The organism is Mesorhizobium sp. B2-4-2 (genome assembly GCF_006442845.1).
Classification (GTDB): Bacteria; Pseudomonadota; Alphaproteobacteria; order Rhizobiales; family Rhizobiaceae; genus Mesorhizobium.
Window position 1 is genome coordinate 277,868 of the sequence record NZ_VFVM01000008.1, and the last position, 17,784, is coordinate 295,651.

The window sequence follows — 17,784 nt, forward strand, 5'->3', positions numbered from 1 at the left end:
ACGCCCGAAAGCGGGTGCGGTCGTCACCTGCCAATATAGGCGGCCAGTTCGTCGGGCGTCCCGTTTGGGAAGGCCTGTTTTAGAAAGTCCATGAACGCCGACACTCGCGCGCTGAGCAGCCGTCGAGAGGGGTAGAGCGTCCATAGAGCGATCTCGGGGCCGTCGATCTCCCCCCAACTTACCAGTGTGCCGTCAGCCAGGTCGTGGCTCACCAACGAAATGGGAAGACGTGCCGCACCGACGCCGGCCCGCACCGCGTCCCGGACCATGATGAGCGTCGACAAGGCGACGACCGGCTCGATCGTGATCGTTGACCGGCCGCCTTGTGTCTTCACGTGCAATGTCTGCAGATCGCCTGCCCCGCGCGCAACGCCAGGAGCGGCGAGTCCACCGGTCGGGCGAGGAAGGTCGGGGCGAGCCACCACGACCAGGCGATCGCGCAGAAACGCCCGTCCGACCAGGCTTTCGTCGGGATCCGGATTGACCCGGATCACCAGGTCGTAGCCTTCCTCGATCATGTCCACGGCCCGGTCCTCGGTCGTGACCTCCAGCCTCACCTCCGGATATTTGAGGGCGAAACCCGCAGCGATCCTTCCCATTGCGGTCTGAGAAAAATGCAAAGGCGCGCTGATCCGCAGCTTCCCCTTCGGTCTCTGACCGCCCGAGGCAATCGCCGAAGCGGTCTCGTCGAGTTCGGCGAGCAACGCTCCCGTCCGCTCGAAGAGCGCCCGTCCTTCTTCGGTGAGCTTGAGGTTACGCGCACCCCGTTCAAACAGGCGCAGATCAAGACTGCTTTCCAGTTCGCCAACGCGCCGGGACAGGGTTGCCTTGGGCCGGCCGGTGGCCCTTGCCGCTTTGCCGAAGCCGCCATGACGGGCAACGAGATTGAAATCGGCGAGGGCAAGGAGGTCCATGTGTGTTCCACCAGTGAGACGACGTGTCTAAAATTTCCGCCTGTTGGGCTGCTAGTGAGCCACACATATTGGAGGTGTCAAGCAATCCAACAGGAGAAATATCATGACCATTCTCGTTACCGGCGCCACGGGCAACATTGGCCGCCAAGTCGTCGAACATCTCGTCAAGCGCGACGCAGATGTGCGTGCTCTCGTCCGCGATCCGTCGAAAGCCAACTTCCCGGCAGGCGTCTCCGTCGTGCAAGGCGACTTTCTCGATGTCGATTCGCTGCGGAAAGCCATGTCCGGAGTCTCTACTCTGTTCCTCTTGAACGCCGTGGTACCGGACGAATTCACCCAAGCTTTGGTCGCGCTCAACGTTGCCCGATCTGCCGGCATCGAGCGGATCGTCTATCTGTCGGTGGTCCACGCTGACGTCTATGTGAACGTACCCCATTTCGCGGGCAAGTTCGGCGTCGAGCGCATGATCGAGGAGATGGACTTCAAGGCTACGATCTTGCGCCCGGCCTACTTCATCCAGAATGATCTGATGATCGAAGACGTCATCACCGGCTACGGCACCTACCCAATGCCGATCGGCGCCAAGGGGCTCGCCATGATCGACGTGCGTGATATCGCCGAGATCGCCGCCCTCGAGTTGCTGCGCCGCGAACAGTCTTCCGAGCCGCTTGCGCTCGACCGAATCAACCTCGTCGGCCCGGAGACACTGACCGGGACGGATATCGCCGCAATCTGGTCAGAGGTGCTTGGCCGCCCGATCAACTACGGCGGCGACAATACCGAAGGCTTCGAGCAAAATCTCAAGCAGCTCTTGCCCGCCTGGATGGCCTACGACATGCGCCTGATGGGCGAGCGATTCTTGACCGACGGGATGCTGCCTGAGGCCGGCGACGTCGAGCGCCTGACTGCCTTGCTCGGACGCCCACTGCGCCCATATCGCGACTTCGCCTCGGCAATCGCTGCCTCCGCTTGACGGAAGCAAGGACAAGCAACGGGGATAGGCCGTCTAGCCCGGCATCTCCAGCCCAAGCGCCTCGATCATCGCCGGGTCCAGAGCGCGCGTGGTGTCGTCCATCATGCCCATGCCGTCGAAGAGGGCCCAAAAGGCCCAGGCAAAGCCGAACGACTCGGCGCTTTGCCTGACGTCGGCGATGTAGCGGGCGCGGTCGGGATCGGGCGCGGCGACATAGCGGGCGTCGGTGCGCAGCGCGCCGAACTCACCCATGACAATGCGTTCGGGCGCGATGCCGTGGCTATCGGCCCAATCGCGCGCCTGGCTAAGATATTTGTCGATGAACCAGCGGCCGGGCTGGGCGTCAAAATAGACCTTCAGCACGCGCTCGGTTTCCGCGTAGGCGGCTTTCTTGTCCGCTTCGGAGGTTTCGGTGTCCTCGGCCATGCGCGCCCGCACCGAAGTCAGCGTCGCCTCGAGCGAACCGGCCGAGGCGGGCCACGGCACGTTGTTGAGCGAGCGGTAGACCGGCTCGCTCATCCACGGCGCGCCCTGGTGGCTGAACAGGTAGGGCTCGTAGAAGTGGAAGGTGAACAGGATCGGTTCGAAGGGCGAGAGCGGCGCCGGATCGAGCGCGGTCAGCCCGCTCACCATGGAGCCGCAGCCACCGGTCACGACCAGCGGCAGGGTAACGGACGATGCCCTGGCTTCGGTCAGGAGCGCGAACTGGACCTGCGACCAGACGTTGGACTCGCAGGATTGCTGCGGCTCGTTGACCGGCTCCAGCGCGACCTTGCCCGATGGAAACCGCGCCAGCCGGCCGGCAAGCTCGCCGATCAGCGTCCGATAGAGATCGAAGGCGGGCGCGGCAGTGCTGGAGACCATGCGGTGCGGATTCCAATAGTGGGTCGCGCTATTGGCCTGCACGTTGACGATGATGCCGAGGTCGGCGTCGAGGGCGGCGGTGACGGCCCGATCGAGCATCGCCAGCAAACGGCCGCGCGTGCCGGCATCGCCGGCCAGGAACGGGCCGGGATCGACCGGCAGGCGGATGAAATCGAGACCCGTCGCGCGCAGCCTGCGCAGATCGGCCGCCGTCGGGACCGGCCGCTGCTGGAATGGAGGCCAGTCGTAGTCGGTACGGGGTGCGGGGAATTCGCGCGTCAGCGAAAACCAGGGGAAGGCGTTGACGCCGCGCCGGAAGCGCCATTCGCCGGTGGCGGCCAGGCTGGACGACACGGGAGAAAGCGGCGCGAACAACGCCGCCGTGGACAGCGCCGCTCCGAGAACCCGCCGGCGCGACCACGTCGTCATGCGTGCGAGGGATGGTCGACCGGAACGGCCTCGCCGGCGACGACGCCGAGCAGCCGGAAGGCTTCATTCTCATAGGCCAGCAGCACGTCTTCCCAGCGGAAGGCTTCGCGGGCGCGCGCCCTGGCGGCCTCACCGCAACTCTCGACCAGGGCGTCGTCTTCGATGGCCCGATCGATCCGGCCGGCGCAAGTGCCGGTATCGGTGAAATAGAGGGCGGCGGCGCCCGCGGTCCACCTGTTGTAGGGATTGTCGTGGGCGATCACCATGTTGCCGGCCGCCAGCGCCTCGACCAATGACGGGTTGGTGCCGCCGACCGTGTGGCCATGCATATAGGCGCGCGCGTGGTACCGCAGCGCCTTCACGGTCGCCTGGTCATAGATGGCCCCGGGCAGGACCACCGAGCCATTCGCGGCCTTGCGGATGGCGGCGTGATAGGGGATTTCATCCGAGAGCGTTCCAAGCACCACCAGCTTCATGTCGCGCTTTTTGCTGCAAAAGGCCTCGACGATCGGCAGGATGTTGTTGTCGGGCTCGATGCGTGCGATCGAGATCAGGTACTTTCCAGGTTCGAGCCCGAGCGCCCTGACCGGTGCCTCCGGCGCCGTCGTCACCGGATCGCCGCCATAGGGGATGGTGACGATCGCGCTGCGCGGCCGGCGTGTCGCCAAATGATCGGCGATGACAGGATGATCGGCGACGAGGCGATGCGAGGTCCAGGCGCCGATCCATTCGTTGAGCCAGAACCAGCTTCGCGCCGACAGGCCCCATTTGGGGCGGCGCCATTCGATGCCGTCCATGTTGGTCATGATCTTGCGCCGCATCAGCCTGAGCCAGGTCAGGAAAAGCGCGCCATTGTAACCCAGCACGAGGCACACGCCGGGCCGCCGCACGGCATCGCGCACGCATTGCCAGTCGAATTCCAGCGTCGCGCGCGGACCTTTCGAGGCGACCTGGATGTGGATGAGTTCGATGCCGCGCCAGGTTTCGCTGCGCACCCTGTGCTCGACACGCTCGACTTCGTCCTGGCAGTAAACGCCGACCCTCCAGCCGCGTCCGGCGAGGAAAAGCGCCAGCTTCTCGGCGAAGGTTTCAAAACCGCCGTGGGCCGCGGGTATGCCGCGCGTTCCCAGGATCAGGATGGAGGGCTTTGATGTCATGGCCGACGGGACTTTCCGGAATGTTCATTGCACCAGAACCCACCCTGCGACTTCCAGCCGGGCAAGAGTGGGAGCAACTGTCGCAGAACGTCGTAAAAAATTCTTACCAAACGCCGGAGTTGTTTCATTATCGGTCAACTTTCCGGGCGTATCTGTATCGAAACGAGGCGTTGCTGGGGTTCCTCGGCCTAACCGCCTGGGAAAGCGGACCGGGCATGATTCTTGCCCCTGGACTTCGGCAGCCATCCGCCTCGCGCGATGCTGGATGGGGTATGAACCTGGCGGGATATTAAGATGCGGATTGCCTGCGTTCATCAGGGCTACGAACTCTATGGCTCCGACCGAAGCTTCGCGGAAAGCGTCGCAGCCCTGCGCGCCGCGTTTCCGTCCGCCGACATCGAAGTCGTGCTGCCGCGCAGCGGGCCGATCGTGCATATCCTCGAACCGCATGCCAGCCGGATCGTCTTCGAGCCGCTCTGGGTGTTGCGGCGCCAAGCCATCCTGCGCCTCGCGACCGTCGAGATGGCGCGCCTGCCGCTGGCCTTATGGCGGGCATGGCGACGTTTGAGGCAATGCGATCTGGTCTATGTCAACACCTCGATCGTGGCCGACTATGCGCTGGCCGCCCGCCTGCTGCCTCACAAGGCTGTCCTGCATATCCACGAGATCCCCGAAGGTTTCATGCGCACGATCCTGGTCGCCTTGATGCGCTGGAGCCATGCCGACCTGATCTTCAATTCACGCGCCACGCGCGCCGCTTTCGGCATTGCCGGACGTTCACGCACGCATGTGGTCTATAATGGCGTTGCCGGCCCGCCTGCGGTCGAGCCGATGCACTATGACGGCAGCCGGCCGTTGCGGGTGCTGCTGCTCGGCCGCATCAACAGGATCAAGGGCCAGGAGGTGCTGCTCGAGGCGGTCGCCTCGATGCCGCCGGAATTGCGCTCGCGCATAGAAGTGCGGCTGGTGGGCGGCGCTTTCGAAAGCACCGAGCGCGAACTGGCCTTGGCCGAGCTGGTGAACACCATGGGATTGGCCGATCGCGTCAGCGTGCTGCCGTTCATATCGGACCCCTCGCAACACTACCGCTGGGCCGACATCGTCACCGTTCCGTCGCGGCGCCCGGAATCGCTGGGCCGCGTCGCCATCGAGGCGATGGCCTATGGTCGGCCGCCACTGGTATCGGCGATCGGCGGGCTGGTCGAGGTGGTCAGCGACGGGGAGACCGGCTGGCATGTTCCGCCGAACAACGCCGCCGCCCTTGCCGCGAAATTGCAGGCGATCATCCTGCGGCCCGAGGCCTGGCGCGGTTTTATTGCCGCCGGCCGTGCGCGCTACGAGACAGTCTTCAGCGAACCGGTCGCAGCGGCCGCGATCGCGGCGATCGCCGCCGACAAGCTGAAAGTGACGATGGCGAGGCCGGGCAGGCCGGCAACCGCCCGCCAGGCGGAGACCCGGCCGTGAAATTCCCGGTCCATCTGCTGCGACGCCTCGTGCTGATGGTCGGCGGCGAGGCGATGCAGAGCGGCTTTCACTTTGCCCTCAACATCGCGCTGCTGCACATACTGTCGGCGCAAGGTTACGGTCTCTTCGCTATCGGCATGGTGATGGGCGGCGTCGGCCTGTCGTACATCCGCTCGCTCACTGCCGTCCCCGCCTCGATATGGATGGGCAAGAGCACCAACAGTGCCGGCGTCGATGCCCATGACGTGGCCTTCGGAACAGCGGCTTTGGTAGTGTCGCTGCTGATGGCGGTCGGCACGGCGATCCTGATGCATCTGCTGGGCGATCCGAGCGGCATCGCCGCGGGCTGCTTCGTCGGCGCATGGTCGCTGCGCAGCCACATGCGCACGGCATTGTTCGCTCGGCGCCAGCAGGTGATCGTCTCCATCAGCGACGCCGCTTTCACGATCACCGGCATCATCCTGACCGGACTGACCATGTGGTTGGCGAAGGACGCGCTGCAAACCGTGTTCTATGCGCTTGCGGCCGCAAATCTACTCGGCATCGTCGTCCTGGTTCGGCTGGCGCGCCGCACACCTCGCATCAGCTTCCGCATGCCGACGCGCCGCCGCTATACAAGGCTCTGGCCGCAGCTGCGCTGGTCGGCGTTCAGCGCGACCACCACGAACATCCAGGGTCAATGCCTGGCCCTGCTGGTCGCGGGCATTGCCGGACCCGCCGCTTACGCACCGCTGGCGGCGGTCCTCGTGCTGTTTGCCCCACTACGCATCATCAGCCTTGCTCTCTTCAACATGACGCAGCCGGAGCTGGCGAAGCTGATGCGTAACAACGAAACAAGCCGTGTCTGGGCGCAAGCGAAGATCTGGTCGCTGGTCATGGGGATCGGTGGCCTCGTCTATGGATGTGCCATCCTATTCGTCCTGCCGATGATAAAATCCCAGGCCCTCCAGGATGCCTCGGTCGGATTCATCGGACTTTTCGTGATCGCGAATTTCATCCCGGTCATGCTTTATGTCATGCCTCGCATCATCCTTGAGGTCCTCGGTGATTTCCGGACCGTCGCGTTCATCACGACCGGTGGCGCAATAATCGGGCTGACGCTGATCGCAATCCTGCTGGCAATCGCGCCTCCGCCGTGGTCGCTGTTGGGTTCCGCGGTCTCCGAAATCTTCGTCCTTGCGGCGTCATGGTATTTCGCACGTCACCGCATATGGAACATCGAGCACCCGGACCAGCAGCGCGACAGCTGGTTGGGCGGGTGGCGGCGGTCGGTCCCGTTCGCCCCGGTAAAACGGTAGCAGAGACCGGTGGCAGGCGAGGCAGTGAGGGTGTAACGGACGCACGCGGCGGGAAGGCCCCGTTTGTCGTCGGCGTGGTCTCACGAATGGCCCCGACGTGGCACGACCGATCGGTGCAATTTCTGAGTGTCCATCAACGCACCGTTCATGCTTTGATGCTAGCGATCGACCTGAGCGCAAGTGCCCAACGTCTCACCGGGCCTCATGGCAGGTCGACGAGCTGGGCACGCGGGCAAAGGTTCGACTAGTTCGGCCATCGGCCGGTAGGCGAAAGCAACGAACATAATGGCGCCAAAGGTCTGGTCCTGACCGAACTTTGCCGTGGTTTACGATGCGGGGGTATCGCAAGCGCTGCCATTGGTCCGCAACCATGGCTTTCGTGCGCTCCAACGCACGGCTGCCCGGAGCGGTCCTGAGTTGGCGGGGTTTACACTGCTTGCGTGGACGATGTTTATGGCCGGCCGGGAGGACAGGAGAAGCATGTGGCAAGCCACGGGAACGGCTCCCAAGACGGATCTATCCGATGGGTTATTGTCCCCGACTGCCGCCAGCGCCGGTACAGCCGCGCGCTTCAAAGCCCGGCTGCACACCAGCCTCGACACTGTAAAGCCGCTCTGGCTGCGATTTCAGGCCGATGGCGTGTGCACCGCGCATCAGCATTATGCGTGGGTCGAGGGGATCGCCAAACGGCTGATGCCCAAAGGCGCGGAACTGCTTGTCGTCGAGGTCAACGACGCCGCCACGGGCGCGCCGGTCATGCTTTTGCCGCTGATGCGGCGCCGGGCGCTGGGCCACTCCGTGATCGAATGGTTGAGCTGCGGCGTCTGCGATTATTCGGCACCGCTGCTGGCGGATGATAGGGCATGGACCAGGCAAGGCGCCGACGCCGCATGGGCGGCAGTCCGCGCCGTGCTGCCACCGGCGGATCGCATCCATATCTTGGGAATCCCGCAACAGATCCAACGAGTCGCCAATCCTCTGGCGCTGCTTTCGGCGGCGCACGATTCCCTCCAGATCACCTCCGGCCTAATCCTGCACGGCGAACCGGAAACGCTTATCAAGCGCATCTGCAGGCCCTCCTTCGCCAAGAGCTTTCACAAGCATTGCCGCCGCCTCGAAAAGCGCGGCGGCCTGAGCCTGGTCGAGGCCGACACGCCGGCGCTGACGGAAACGCTCTTTGACACGCTCCTTGAACTGCGACTGAAGCGGTTTCGCGAGCTCGGCCGTTTCGACCTTTTGACGCAGGAGCCCGTCGTCGACTTCTACCGAGATGCCGCGCTGCATGGCCTTTCCGACGGCTCGGTGCGCATCTTCGGATTGCGCGGAGGGGAAGCCTGGCTCGCCGTCATCTATGTACTGGTCAGGAAAGGCACGCTCCATACCCTGTTGCTCGGGATCGACCAGAATGCCGTCGCCCCGCCGGGACTGACGACATTTGGCAAGCTGATGATGTGGGGGCGCGGGCACGGGTTCGACTATTTCGACCTTTCGGTCGGCAGCCAGGGCTATAAGGAGCATATCGGCGCCGCCAGTTCGGTGCTGGCCGAACTGTGCCAGTCGATGACGCTGCGGGGATGGGGCGCCACCGCCTATATTTCGCTGCGCTGCCGGATCGAGCTTTTCATTCGCTCCAAACCGCGGCTGCTCAAGGCGGGCCAAGGCCTGGTGCGCGGCCTGCGCCGCTTGCGCTGACAGGCAACCGAGCCGATCCGCAATGAACCGTAAAACGTACAGCATCGATTTGCAGGACCGGTCGAGAGGACGCATTGCAAGGGCGCTGCGGTTCGTCCGGCAGCAAGGACTCCTCGAACCGTTCCGGCTCGTGCGGCGGCATGGCCTCGGTGACAGCGGCCGCTTCGTCGCACGCAACATCCGCCATCTCGTTGCCGACCGGCTGGCGCGCCGGTGGGATCGCGACAATGGCGTCGATACGGCGGGTTCGATCCGGCTCGACGCGCTCGATGTCGTCGGACCGCACCGGGACCAGGGCAATGAATGCGTCTGCACGTCGCCCAGATCCTTCGCCTTCATCATGGACAGGCTGACGGACGATCTCGCAGACTACACCTTCATCGACATCGGTTCGGGCAAGTCGCGCACGCTCCTGCTGGCCTCGCACTATCCATTCGCCGCGATTGTCGGTGTGGAGTTCGCGCGGGAGCTCGTCGCAATCGCCCGGCGCAACATCGAGCGATATAAGAGCCCGGCCCAGAAATGCCGCCAGATTGCGGTCATCGAAGCGGATGCCGCGACGTATGAGTTCCCGCCGACGCCGCTGCTGGTCTATTTCTACAATCCCTTTTCCAGGGACGTGTTCGAAATCGTGCTGGGCAATCTCATGTCGTCGCTGGAACGGCACCCGCGGCCCTGCCTCGTCGTTTACGGCAGTTCGAGCCACAGGGCCATCGAATGGGCGAAGCCCGCCATCCACGATGCTGGGTCTTTCCAGCAACGCGTGACGCCGCCCATGCCGCGTTTCCTCGACGCGGTGCGGACCATCGATTACGCGATCTTCGACTACCGGCCGTCATAAAGAGCGATTTTGTCAGCGCCGGCGGCCGGCCGGGTTCAGCAGCCGTCTCGTCAGCACCCGCCATGCCGTCAGCGGCAGCTCGATCAGCCCCGGCAGCAGATCGTTTGAGGCGAACGCCGCCCAGGATCGAACCGTCGCGAAGGAGTTGACATAGGCCGCGATGCCAAGCCTGCCGCCCAGCATCAGCGTCACGGATGAAACAGCGTCGCGGGCCAGATACATCCATGCCGTTCCCGGGCGAGCGGTAGCGGCTGCGGTGGCCCGGCCGTTCACTGTCTCCCACAGCATCGCCCCCAGGTCGACGCCGGCAGGCGCGCAAAGTCCGAACCACGACCAGGGGCGCGGATTGACGTCGAGAAGCCTGAGCGTGCCGTCGCGACAATCGTGCTTGAATTCGACCTCGACCAGGCCGCTATGGCCGATCGACGACAGCAATGTGCGCGCGGCAGCGACGGCGCGGGGCTCGTCGACGATCTCGACGAAGGTGCTGGTATAGCCGAAGTCGACCGGATACTGCCGCGAGCGGCGCGCGGTGAACTCCGCGATCGGCTTGCCCTCGTTCCAGAGCGCGGCGTAAGAGAATTGGCTTTCTCCCCCGCCCGGCACGCGCTCCTGCACGACGACGTTTTGGCCGCCGATCTGTTCGGCCGCGTCGCGATAGGCGGCAAGAAATGAGGCCCTGTCGTCGGCCTGGACGACCTTGGCCCTGGCGATGCGGGTGTTGCCGCCGCCCATGTGAGGCTTGAGAACGACCGGAAAAACCATGTCCAGGGATGAGGCCTGCGCCATGGACGCGATGTCATAGGTCCTTGGAATGGACAGCCGCAACTCGGTTGCCCGCCTGTAGAGGAACGGCTTGTCGCAGACCCACTGCAACGCATCCCAGGAAGGCAGCAAGATCTTATAGATCGCCGACAGGGCGGCGAGGTTTTCCGAGACCAGGCGAACCTCTGGATCGGCGGCCGGGATCAGGAGGCATCCCTCCAGCCGGTGTTTACGCGCCGCTTCCAGCAGAAACGGCAGCGCCCGCTCATCGTTTGGGCCGGGCCAGCGGATGGTGGCTCCGACAAATCGCGACCAGCCCGGCAGCGGCGAATCATTGGTGATGTAGGTGAGGGGCACTTTTTGCGCGCCGAGGCTGCGCGCCAGGGCAAGCGTGCCGTGCGCGCCCCCAAGAAACACTGCGCCTGACGTCGCCAAGCCTACATCCTCACATGCTGTCCGGCACGGCCGGTTGCCCAGCTCTTCCGCTTTGACAGGCGAGAGCCCCGCCTGATCGCGCTGATACATGGCGGGGCCCGCGATGCTCAACGCGGCTTCGGGCCGGCGGGAACCGAGGCTTCGCCCAGTCTCACGGTGGAGCGCCGTGCGTTCTGCCCCTTGCTTCTGGCAGTGCGTATGAAACGGGTGACGGCCTGCGCCGCATACGGGGTGGCGGCGGTGAAACGCATTAACGGGCCAAAACTCGCGACCGCGCTGGCGCCGACAAAATGCAGGCCGGGAATGTTCGATTCCAGTCCCGTGGAAAGGACAGGCGATCCGTCACGGCAGGCTATCGCATCGAGGAAATCGGGGGCGAAGAGCCCGAGCTTGCCGATGTCTATGCGATAGCCGGTCGCGAGAAGGACGTGATCGTAAGCGGTCGAGCCGTTCTCGAACCGCAAGTCTATTCCGGAGTTGCTGGCGGAGGCGCCGACGATCACGCGGCCGGCCTTGACCTCGATGCCGCCGAAGTCCGGCAGCAGCCAGCCCGACGCGCCGGCCCTGAGGCCACGCGCATTGACCCAGCGTCGTGCCGCCGCCGGCAAACCATGCACGAGACCCGGCGCCTCGATCAGCCAGGACAACGGGAAGGGGCCGACGCGCGAGGGCGACGCCAGGAGTTCCTCGGCGGCGCCTAGCACATTGCGGCCCCGGCTGCTGGACGGCGCGCCCAGCCAATGGATGTCGCCTCGGCAGACGAGTTCGACATCGGCTCCCGCCTTTCTCAGCAGGACGGCGGATTCGCAGGCGCTTTGTCCGCGCCCGACGACGGCGACATGCTTGCCGGCAAAGGCTTCGAATCCGGTGTGCGCGCTGGTATGGCTGACCAATTCGGAGGGCAGGCCGGTGAAGGCGGCGGGCACCAGTTCCTGGTTCTTCAGGCCCATGGCGACGATGACGCGGCCGGCGCGCACCACATCGCCGTCGGCAAGGATCAGCCGGAATCCCGCATTGGTCCGTTCGACACGGCTCACCATGCGCGTGTCGAGATCCGGAACCGCCTGAGCCTGAACCCACATTCCATAGTCGACGAAATCTTGCCGCAGCAATGGCTCGCGCAATTGGACGCGCTGGCCGCTGGCGTAGGAATCGAGGGAGAGCGGGCCGTTCGGGTTGCCGATAAAGGTTGCGCGCCAGGGCGAGCGAAGCCGCATGCCCCGAGGCATGTTCTCGCGCCAAAAGCCCATCGGGCTGCCAAAGGCAAGCACGTCTACATCAGCTGCCCTGAGCGCCGTGGCGACGCCAAGTCCGAAAGGTCCGGCGCCGACAACAGCCACTTCACAGTCATTGCTTCGCACGGAAGCGGTCATGAACCTTGTTCTCCTGGATGGCCGCGCCATCCCCGCGCCGCTCTGACGCATTGGCGCCGCGGCCGGAGCCCGCCTATTCCTAGGCGCGCCGAGGTTAACAATGCGGAAAGCAGAAGCGCCGAGCCGCCTCGGCGCATATGCCAAACAAGATGTCATACTGTTCCAGCCCACAGGTTCGCGGACATAATCGAGCCGATGCCGTCGGCTATGCTTGCGTCTTGCAGGGAAGCCGCCGCGGCGAGGAAATTGACACCCGCGCCGCTCTCCGCCATCCTTGACGCCAGTCGCCGGACCGCGAAGCGCGGTCGAGTTCCGTGTCAGGGCGACCGAGGGCGAAGCGCATGTCCAGTGCCGTGAACAGCCAGAACTCCAAGCGTGCCGCGGTGCGCAAGGCGCTCGACCGCCACAAGGTCTACATCACCGCGCAGAGTTTTTCAGGCGGCACCTATAGGGCGCGCGTGCTGGTCGATGGCGAGGCCTACTGGGTCGACGAATTCCGCTTGAGCCAGCTGCGGCAGGGCCTGTCGCCCGCTGAGCTCGAACTGACGCCGGCGGCCGACGATTGAGCGTGGTGACTGGTTGGCAGCGACGTTTCGGCTAGTCACCCTGATACATGCCGCATCGGACCGTTCGAGCAGGCATGGCGCTCTGTTGTTGCAATTGGCTGGCTTGCGACGGTCGATGCCATGACGACGCCCTCCAAGCTCAAACCTTACCGCGCCAAGCGCGAATTCTCGAAGACGCCGGAACCGGCGGGTGGGTTGATCGCCGAGGAGGGCAACCGCTTCGTCGTCCACAAGCACCATGCCACGGCGGATCACTACGACCTGCGCCTTGAGGTCGGCGGCGTGCTGAAGAGCTGGGCGGTGCCGCGCGGACCTTCGCTCAATCCGGCCGACAAAAGGCTGGCGGTCGAGACCGAGGACCATCCGCTCGAATATATCGACTTCGAGGGCGTCATTCCCGAAGGCGAGTATGGCGGCGGGCCGATGATCGTCTGGGACACGGGCAGCTGGGCGCCGATGGAGGATGTCGAGAAGAGCTTGCGCACCGGCGCCTTCAAGTTCCGGCTGGCCGGGAAAAAGCTCAATGGCGGCTGGATGTTGACCAGGCTGAAGCCGAAGCCCGGCGAAGAGGAGGGCAAGAAGAATTGGCTTCTGTTCAAGGAGCGCGATCTCGCTTCCAATCCCACGCTCGACATCCTCGAAGAGCGGCCGGAGAGCGTGAAATCCGGCCGCCGTATCGAGGAGCTGGTGGCGCCGCCGCCGGCCAAGGCTGCGCCAAGGCCCGGTACGCTGAAGCCCGGCGCCTTGCCCGGCGCGGTCAAGACCTCGCCCGCCGCCCGCATAGAGCCGCAACTGGCGACACAGGTGCCGAAACCGCCGGGCGGTGACGATCCTGGCGACCGCACCGGCGAGTCCTGGCTGCACGAGATCAAGTTCGACGGCTACCGCACCATGGCGCATCTGACAGGTGGCGAGGTCAGGCTGATCACCCGCGGCGGCATCGACTGGACCAAGCGTTATGGCGATCTGCCGCATGCCTTCGCCAAGCTGCCGTGCCGGGAGGCCATCATCGACGGCGAGATCGTCGTGCTCGACGGCAAGGGCATTTCCCGCTTCGCGCTTCTGCAGGACGCGCTGGCGGAGGGCGCCGGCAGCAAGCTGCATTTCTACGCCTTCGATCTCCTGCATCTCGACGGCTGGGATTTGCGCAAGGCGCCGCTGGAAAGGCGCAAGGCGCTGCTGGCCGAACTGCTCGCCGGCCTGCGCGCCAACTCCGCGATCCAGTACAGCGATCACGTGGGCGGCGACGGGCAGGGGCTTTACGACCAGGCCTCGGAGCTTGGCCTGGAAGGCGTCGTCTCCAAGCGCGCAACCGCGGCCTACCAGAGCGGCCGCACGAAGAGCTGGACCAAGACCAAGGCGCTGGAAACCGGCGATTTCGTCATCGCCGGCTACACGGTTTCGGATGCAGCCGAGGGGCTGGCGGCGCTTGGCCTTGCCGAATTCGAGGACGGCGAGCTTCACTATCGCGGTAAGGTCGGCACCGGCTTCGACGCCGAGACCGCGGCCGATCTTCTGGCCCGGCTGGAGCCGCTCACATCAGGCGCCATGGCGCCCGAAGGCGCGCCGCGCGAAATCATGCGCGAGATGCATTGGGTGAAGCCGCTGTTTTCAGCCCATATCCATTACGCCAACCGCACGGCGGACAATGCTCTGCGCCATGCGGTGTTTCGCGGCCTCAGGGATGTCGGCCTCTCGACGCCGGTTTCGGCCAAGCGCAAGCGGCTGATCGCGGAGGCTGACCTCGCCACGATCTGGGTAACCAACCCGACCAGGCGCCTGTTCGGCAAGACCGGGCCCACCAAGCTCGACATCGCCGTCTACTACGCGCTGGTCGGGGATTTCATGCTGCCGCATATTCTAGGGCGTCCAGTGTCGCTGGTGCGCTGCCCGACCGGCCTGCCGAAGGACTGCTTCTTCCAGCGCCATGCCTTCACCGGCATGCCGCCTTCGGTTGCCACCTTCGAGGCGACCAATTCCGAGGGTGAGACCAAATCCTACCTCTCGGTCGAGGGCGCAAAGGGCTATCTGGCGCTGGCGCAGTTCGGCGTGGTCGAGTTCCACACCTGGGGTACGCATCGCACCAGCCTCGACAGGCCCGACCAAATCGTCTTCGATCTCGATCCGGGCGAAGGGATCTCCTGGCGCGAAGTGGTGGAGGCCGCCGTGCACATCAAGGGCGAACTGGAGGAGCTGGGGCTGGTGCCCTTCGCCAAAACCTCGGGCGGCAAGGGCATCCATATCACCGTGCCGGTGACCGCCAGGCAGAACTGGAAGACGCTGCACCAGGCGACCAGCGCTATTTCCACGCATCTGGCGGCAAGCGCGCCTGACACCTTCACCACCACAATGGGCAAGGACAACCGCAAGAAGCGCATCTTCATCGACTATCACCGCAACGCGCGCGGCCACACCTCCGCCGCACCCTATTCGCTGCGCGCCCGCACCAACCTGCCGGCCTCGACGCCGGTGAGCTGGGCGGATCTGGAGACGATCGACGCGCCGCAGGACCTGAACTATGCGTCGCTGCCGGGACTCTTGGAAACGTCGGGCGATCCGTGGGCTGAGATCGACGAGTTTGCTCGGGATTTGCCCACGTTCAAATAAATTGGTTTCCTCTCCCCCGCTTCGCGGGGGCGAGGAAACCCAAGTCCATCGACGCTTTTGACAATTTGAATTATTCTCTACTCGCGGCCCTTTCGGCGTCCTAAAACATTTCGTCAGGATTTGCCGGTAAGGTGCGGGGTCGGTGTAGGATTTGCGCAGCCTTGTTCGTCCTTCGGACGAAAGCGCTGCGAAAAGTTTCAGTGCATGGCCGCGTAGGAGTTCATCATGGCGCCCAGGGCAAGTTGGAAAGGTTACCTCAAGCTCAGTCTGGTGAGCTGTCCGGTGCGGCTATACCCCGCCACCAGCGCCAGCGAGCGCATCTCGTTCAACCAGTTGCACAAGAAGACCCACAACCGCATCAACATGAAGCCGGTCGATCCGGAACTCGGATTGGTCGAGCGTTCGGACCTGGTCAAGGGCTACGAGTACGAGGACAAGCAGTACATCATCATCGACGATAGCGACCTCGACGCGGTGCGCATCGAATCCAACCACACGATGAACATCGAGGCCTTCGTCGACGAGGACGAGGTCGACGTCATCTACCAGGATGCGCCCTATTACATGGCGCCGGACGGCGCGATGGCGGAGGAGACTTTCGCCGTGCTGCGCGAAGCCATGCGCAAATCCGGCAAGTTGGCGATCGCCCGGCTGGTCCTGTCCAGCCGCGAGCGCGTGGTGACGATCGGCGCGCGCGAAAACGGCATGTTCGTGTGTACGTTGAGGAACCCGAACGAAGTGCGCGGCACGGCTGAATATTTCGGCAACATCCCTGCGGGCAACCCGGATCCTGAAATGCTGCAACTGGCCGAAGCGCTGATCAAGCAGAAGGAAACCACCTTCGATCCGAAGAACTACGAGGACCGCTACGAGATCGCGCTGATGGCCATGATCCGCGAGAAGCTGAAGGGCCACAAGCCTATCATCGCGGCGGCACCCGAGCGCGGCAACGTCATCAATTTGATGGATGCGCTGAAGGCGAGCCTGTCGCAGTCGCAGTCGAAGCCGCCGGCCAAGTCGAAGAGCAAGGCCGACGAGAAGCCCGCCGCCAAGGCCAAGGCGGCCGCGGGCGGCGCTGCTGAAAATCCGCTGAAAGCCAACCTGCTGAAGGCGGTCGGCAAGAGCAAGAAGTGACGGCACCAGCCGGCGCCATATTCGGCACGATCGGCGCGCTGGCGGCGTTTCCGCTCAGGCTGGCGGCGCGCGAGGTCGCGCGCCAGCATGGCGAACTCAGGCGCGGTGTCATCCGGCGCACCACGCATGTCGTGTTCGGTCGCGGTCTGCTGCTCAAGGCCGGGCTGGTCAAAGCCGGGCTCACGAAGACCGGCGATGTCGAGGTCGAACGCCGCGTCGCCGCCGAGCGCGGCGCCGGGCGCACATTGCTCAGCGAGAACGGTTTTCTGCGCCTGCTCGGACTGATGAAGGCGCCTGAGGCCTCCTCGCTGTCGCGGCAATCGCTGATCGATCAGTCGCAGCTATCCGGCGCCGACCTCGATCTCTTGTCGCTGTTCGATGCCTTCGAACATGACTCGGAACCCTATTCCTTCCGCGACCTGATCCTGGCGCGCAAATATGCCGGGCTGGTCGCCGGTGGCGCGACATGGGGCGCGATCGCGCGCTCGGTGCATCGTTCCGGCCCGGTGGCTTCGCTCACCGCCAAGTCGCTCGCGGTCGGCTCGGCATCCGGGCGGCCCGATGCGATCTATCTGGATGGCGGCGAGAGCGAGCTCGACGGGCAATTGCTGTTCGATCTCGGCGCCTCCGACGACGATCCGCTGGAAGAGCTGTTCGCCGAGGCCGAAGCGGCGGAGGAGGGCGGCGACCATGATGGTGCCGCCGCGCTCTACCAGCGCTGCCTTGCCATCGATCCAGGCGACGCGATCGCCGCCTTCAACCGCGCCAACTGCCTGCGCGCCGGCGGCCACCCGGCGGAAGCGGCCCATGACTATGCGCGCGCGATCAAGCTCGATCCGGCTTTCGTCGAGGCCTGGTTCAATCTCGCCGGGCTGATGAGCGAGGAGGGCAAGACGGCGTCGGCGCGAAGGCACTTGTGGAAGGCGATCGCGCTCGACGGCAATTACGCCGATCCGGTTTTCAATCTCGCCCGGCTCGAATTCCACGCCGGCAATTTGCTGGAAGCGCGGCGGCTGTGGGCGCGGTATCTGGAGCTCGACGCGGAGTCGGAGTGGGCTGGAGTTGCGGCCAAGGGCGTGCAGTTCGTGGACATGCAGCTGGCGAAATCGGCGGGGTAAAGCTCTTTCCTTCTCCCGTTTTGGGAGAAGGTGGATCGGCGCGCAGCGCCGAGACGGTTGAGGGGTGCGTGTCGGAATGAGGCGTTTGCGTTTCCTGGAACATCCGTGATCCGGCCGAGCTTCGCGAGACCACCCCCGGGGCGAGCCAACGGTC

At 64.7% G+C, this 17,784-nt stretch carries 14 protein-coding genes; 9 read left to right on the top strand and 5 right to left on the bottom strand.

The window, feature by feature from the left end:
- Nucleotides 1-23: 23 nt before the first annotated feature.
- Nucleotides 24-914 carry a LysR family transcriptional regulator gene (locus FJ942_RS19700; RefSeq protein WP_140516161.1) on the bottom strand — a complete coding sequence of 297 codons (891 nt, stop codon included), beginning with the start codon at nt 912-914 and terminating at the stop codon, nt 24-26.
- A 103-nt stretch (nt 915-1,017) separates the two neighbouring features.
- Here FJ942_RS19700 and FJ942_RS19705 point away from each other — a divergent pair, with 103 nt between their 5' ends.
- Nucleotides 1,018-1,887 (top strand): NmrA/HSCARG family protein, encoded by an 870-nt coding sequence (locus tag FJ942_RS19705; RefSeq protein ID WP_140898694.1) that lies wholly within the window; start codon nt 1,018-1,020, stop codon nt 1,885-1,887.
- A gap of 33 nt (nt 1,888-1,920) precedes the next feature.
- Here FJ942_RS19705 and FJ942_RS19710 read toward each other — a convergent pair whose 3' ends face one another.
- Nucleotides 1,921-3,180, bottom strand: a complete 1,260-nt coding sequence (locus tag FJ942_RS19710; protein ID WP_140898696.1) for a cellulase family glycosylhydrolase — start codon at nt 3,178-3,180, stop codon at nt 1,921-1,923.
- Nucleotides 3,177-4,337: a DUF1972 domain-containing protein gene (locus FJ942_RS19715; RefSeq protein ID WP_140556373.1), complete on the bottom strand. Its 1,161-nt coding sequence runs from the start codon at nt 4,335-4,337 to the stop codon at nt 3,177-3,179. The genes FJ942_RS19710 and FJ942_RS19715 overlap by 4 nt, the downstream gene beginning before the upstream one ends.
- Before the next feature lie 294 nt (nt 4,338-4,631).
- Between FJ942_RS19715 and FJ942_RS19720 the strand changes: the two genes are divergently transcribed.
- The 4 genes from FJ942_RS19720 to FJ942_RS19735 all read left to right on the top strand — a co-directional run bounded on the left by FJ942_RS19720 (nt 4,632) and on the right by FJ942_RS19735 (nt 9,632).
- Complete coding sequence (locus FJ942_RS19720) at nt 4,632-5,801, top strand: glycosyltransferase (RefSeq protein ID WP_140898698.1); 1,170 nt, start codon at nt 4,632-4,634, stop codon at nt 5,799-5,801.
- Entirely contained in the window at nt 5,798-7,099 is a 1,302-nt protein-coding gene (locus FJ942_RS19725) for a hypothetical protein (protein WP_181169975.1), read from the top strand. The genes FJ942_RS19720 and FJ942_RS19725 overlap by 4 nt, the downstream gene beginning before the upstream one ends.
- 480 nt (nt 7,100-7,579) lie before the next feature.
- Nucleotides 7,580-8,791 carry a GNAT family N-acetyltransferase gene (locus FJ942_RS19730; RefSeq protein ID WP_140898700.1) on the top strand — a complete coding sequence of 404 codons (1,212 nt, stop codon included), beginning with the start codon at nt 7,580-7,582 and terminating at the stop codon, nt 8,789-8,791.
- A gap of 22 nt (nt 8,792-8,813) precedes the next feature.
- Nucleotides 8,814-9,632, top strand: coding sequence for a class I SAM-dependent methyltransferase (locus FJ942_RS19735; RefSeq protein ID WP_140630571.1), 819 nt, complete (start codon nt 8,814-8,816; stop codon nt 9,630-9,632).
- Nucleotides 9,633-9,644: 12 nt separating this feature from the next.
- Here the strand turns inward: FJ942_RS19735 and FJ942_RS19740 are convergent, their stop codons facing one another.
- Together FJ942_RS19740 and FJ942_RS19745 are read right to left on the bottom strand one after the other, a co-directional pair.
- On the bottom strand, nt 9,645-10,832 hold the full coding sequence (locus FJ942_RS19740; protein ID WP_140559830.1) for an ATP-grasp domain-containing protein: 1,188 nt from the start codon (nt 10,830-10,832) through the stop codon (nt 9,645-9,647).
- Between the two features lie 107 nt (nt 10,833-10,939).
- Nucleotides 10,940-12,205, bottom strand: a complete 1,266-nt coding sequence (locus tag FJ942_RS19745; protein ID WP_140739603.1) for an NAD(P)/FAD-dependent oxidoreductase — start codon at nt 12,203-12,205, stop codon at nt 10,940-10,942.
- Between the two features lie 341 nt (nt 12,206-12,546).
- Here FJ942_RS19745 and FJ942_RS19750 point away from each other — a divergent pair, with 341 nt between their 5' ends.
- The 4 genes from FJ942_RS19750 to FJ942_RS19765 all read left to right on the top strand — a co-directional run bounded on the left by FJ942_RS19750 (nt 12,547) and on the right by FJ942_RS19765 (nt 17,630).
- Nucleotides 12,547-12,771 carry a hypothetical protein gene (locus FJ942_RS19750; protein WP_140499061.1) on the top strand — a complete coding sequence of 75 codons (225 nt, stop codon included), beginning with the start codon at nt 12,547-12,549 and terminating at the stop codon, nt 12,769-12,771.
- Nucleotides 12,772-12,891: 120 nt separating this feature from the next.
- Nucleotides 12,892-15,378: a DNA ligase D gene (gene ligD / locus FJ942_RS19755; protein ID WP_140898702.1), complete on the top strand. Its 2,487-nt coding sequence runs from the start codon at nt 12,892-12,894 to the stop codon at nt 15,376-15,378.
- Between the two features lie 225 nt (nt 15,379-15,603).
- Entirely contained in the window at nt 15,604-16,512 is a 909-nt protein-coding gene (locus FJ942_RS19760; RefSeq protein WP_140499057.1) for a Ku protein, read from the top strand.
- Complete coding sequence (locus tag FJ942_RS19765) at nt 16,509-17,630, top strand: tetratricopeptide repeat protein (RefSeq protein ID WP_140898704.1); 1,122 nt, start codon at nt 16,509-16,511, stop codon at nt 17,628-17,630. Before FJ942_RS19760 ends, FJ942_RS19765 begins: the two co-directional genes overlap by 4 nt.
- The last annotated feature ends 154 nt before the right edge of the window (nt 17,631-17,784 follow it).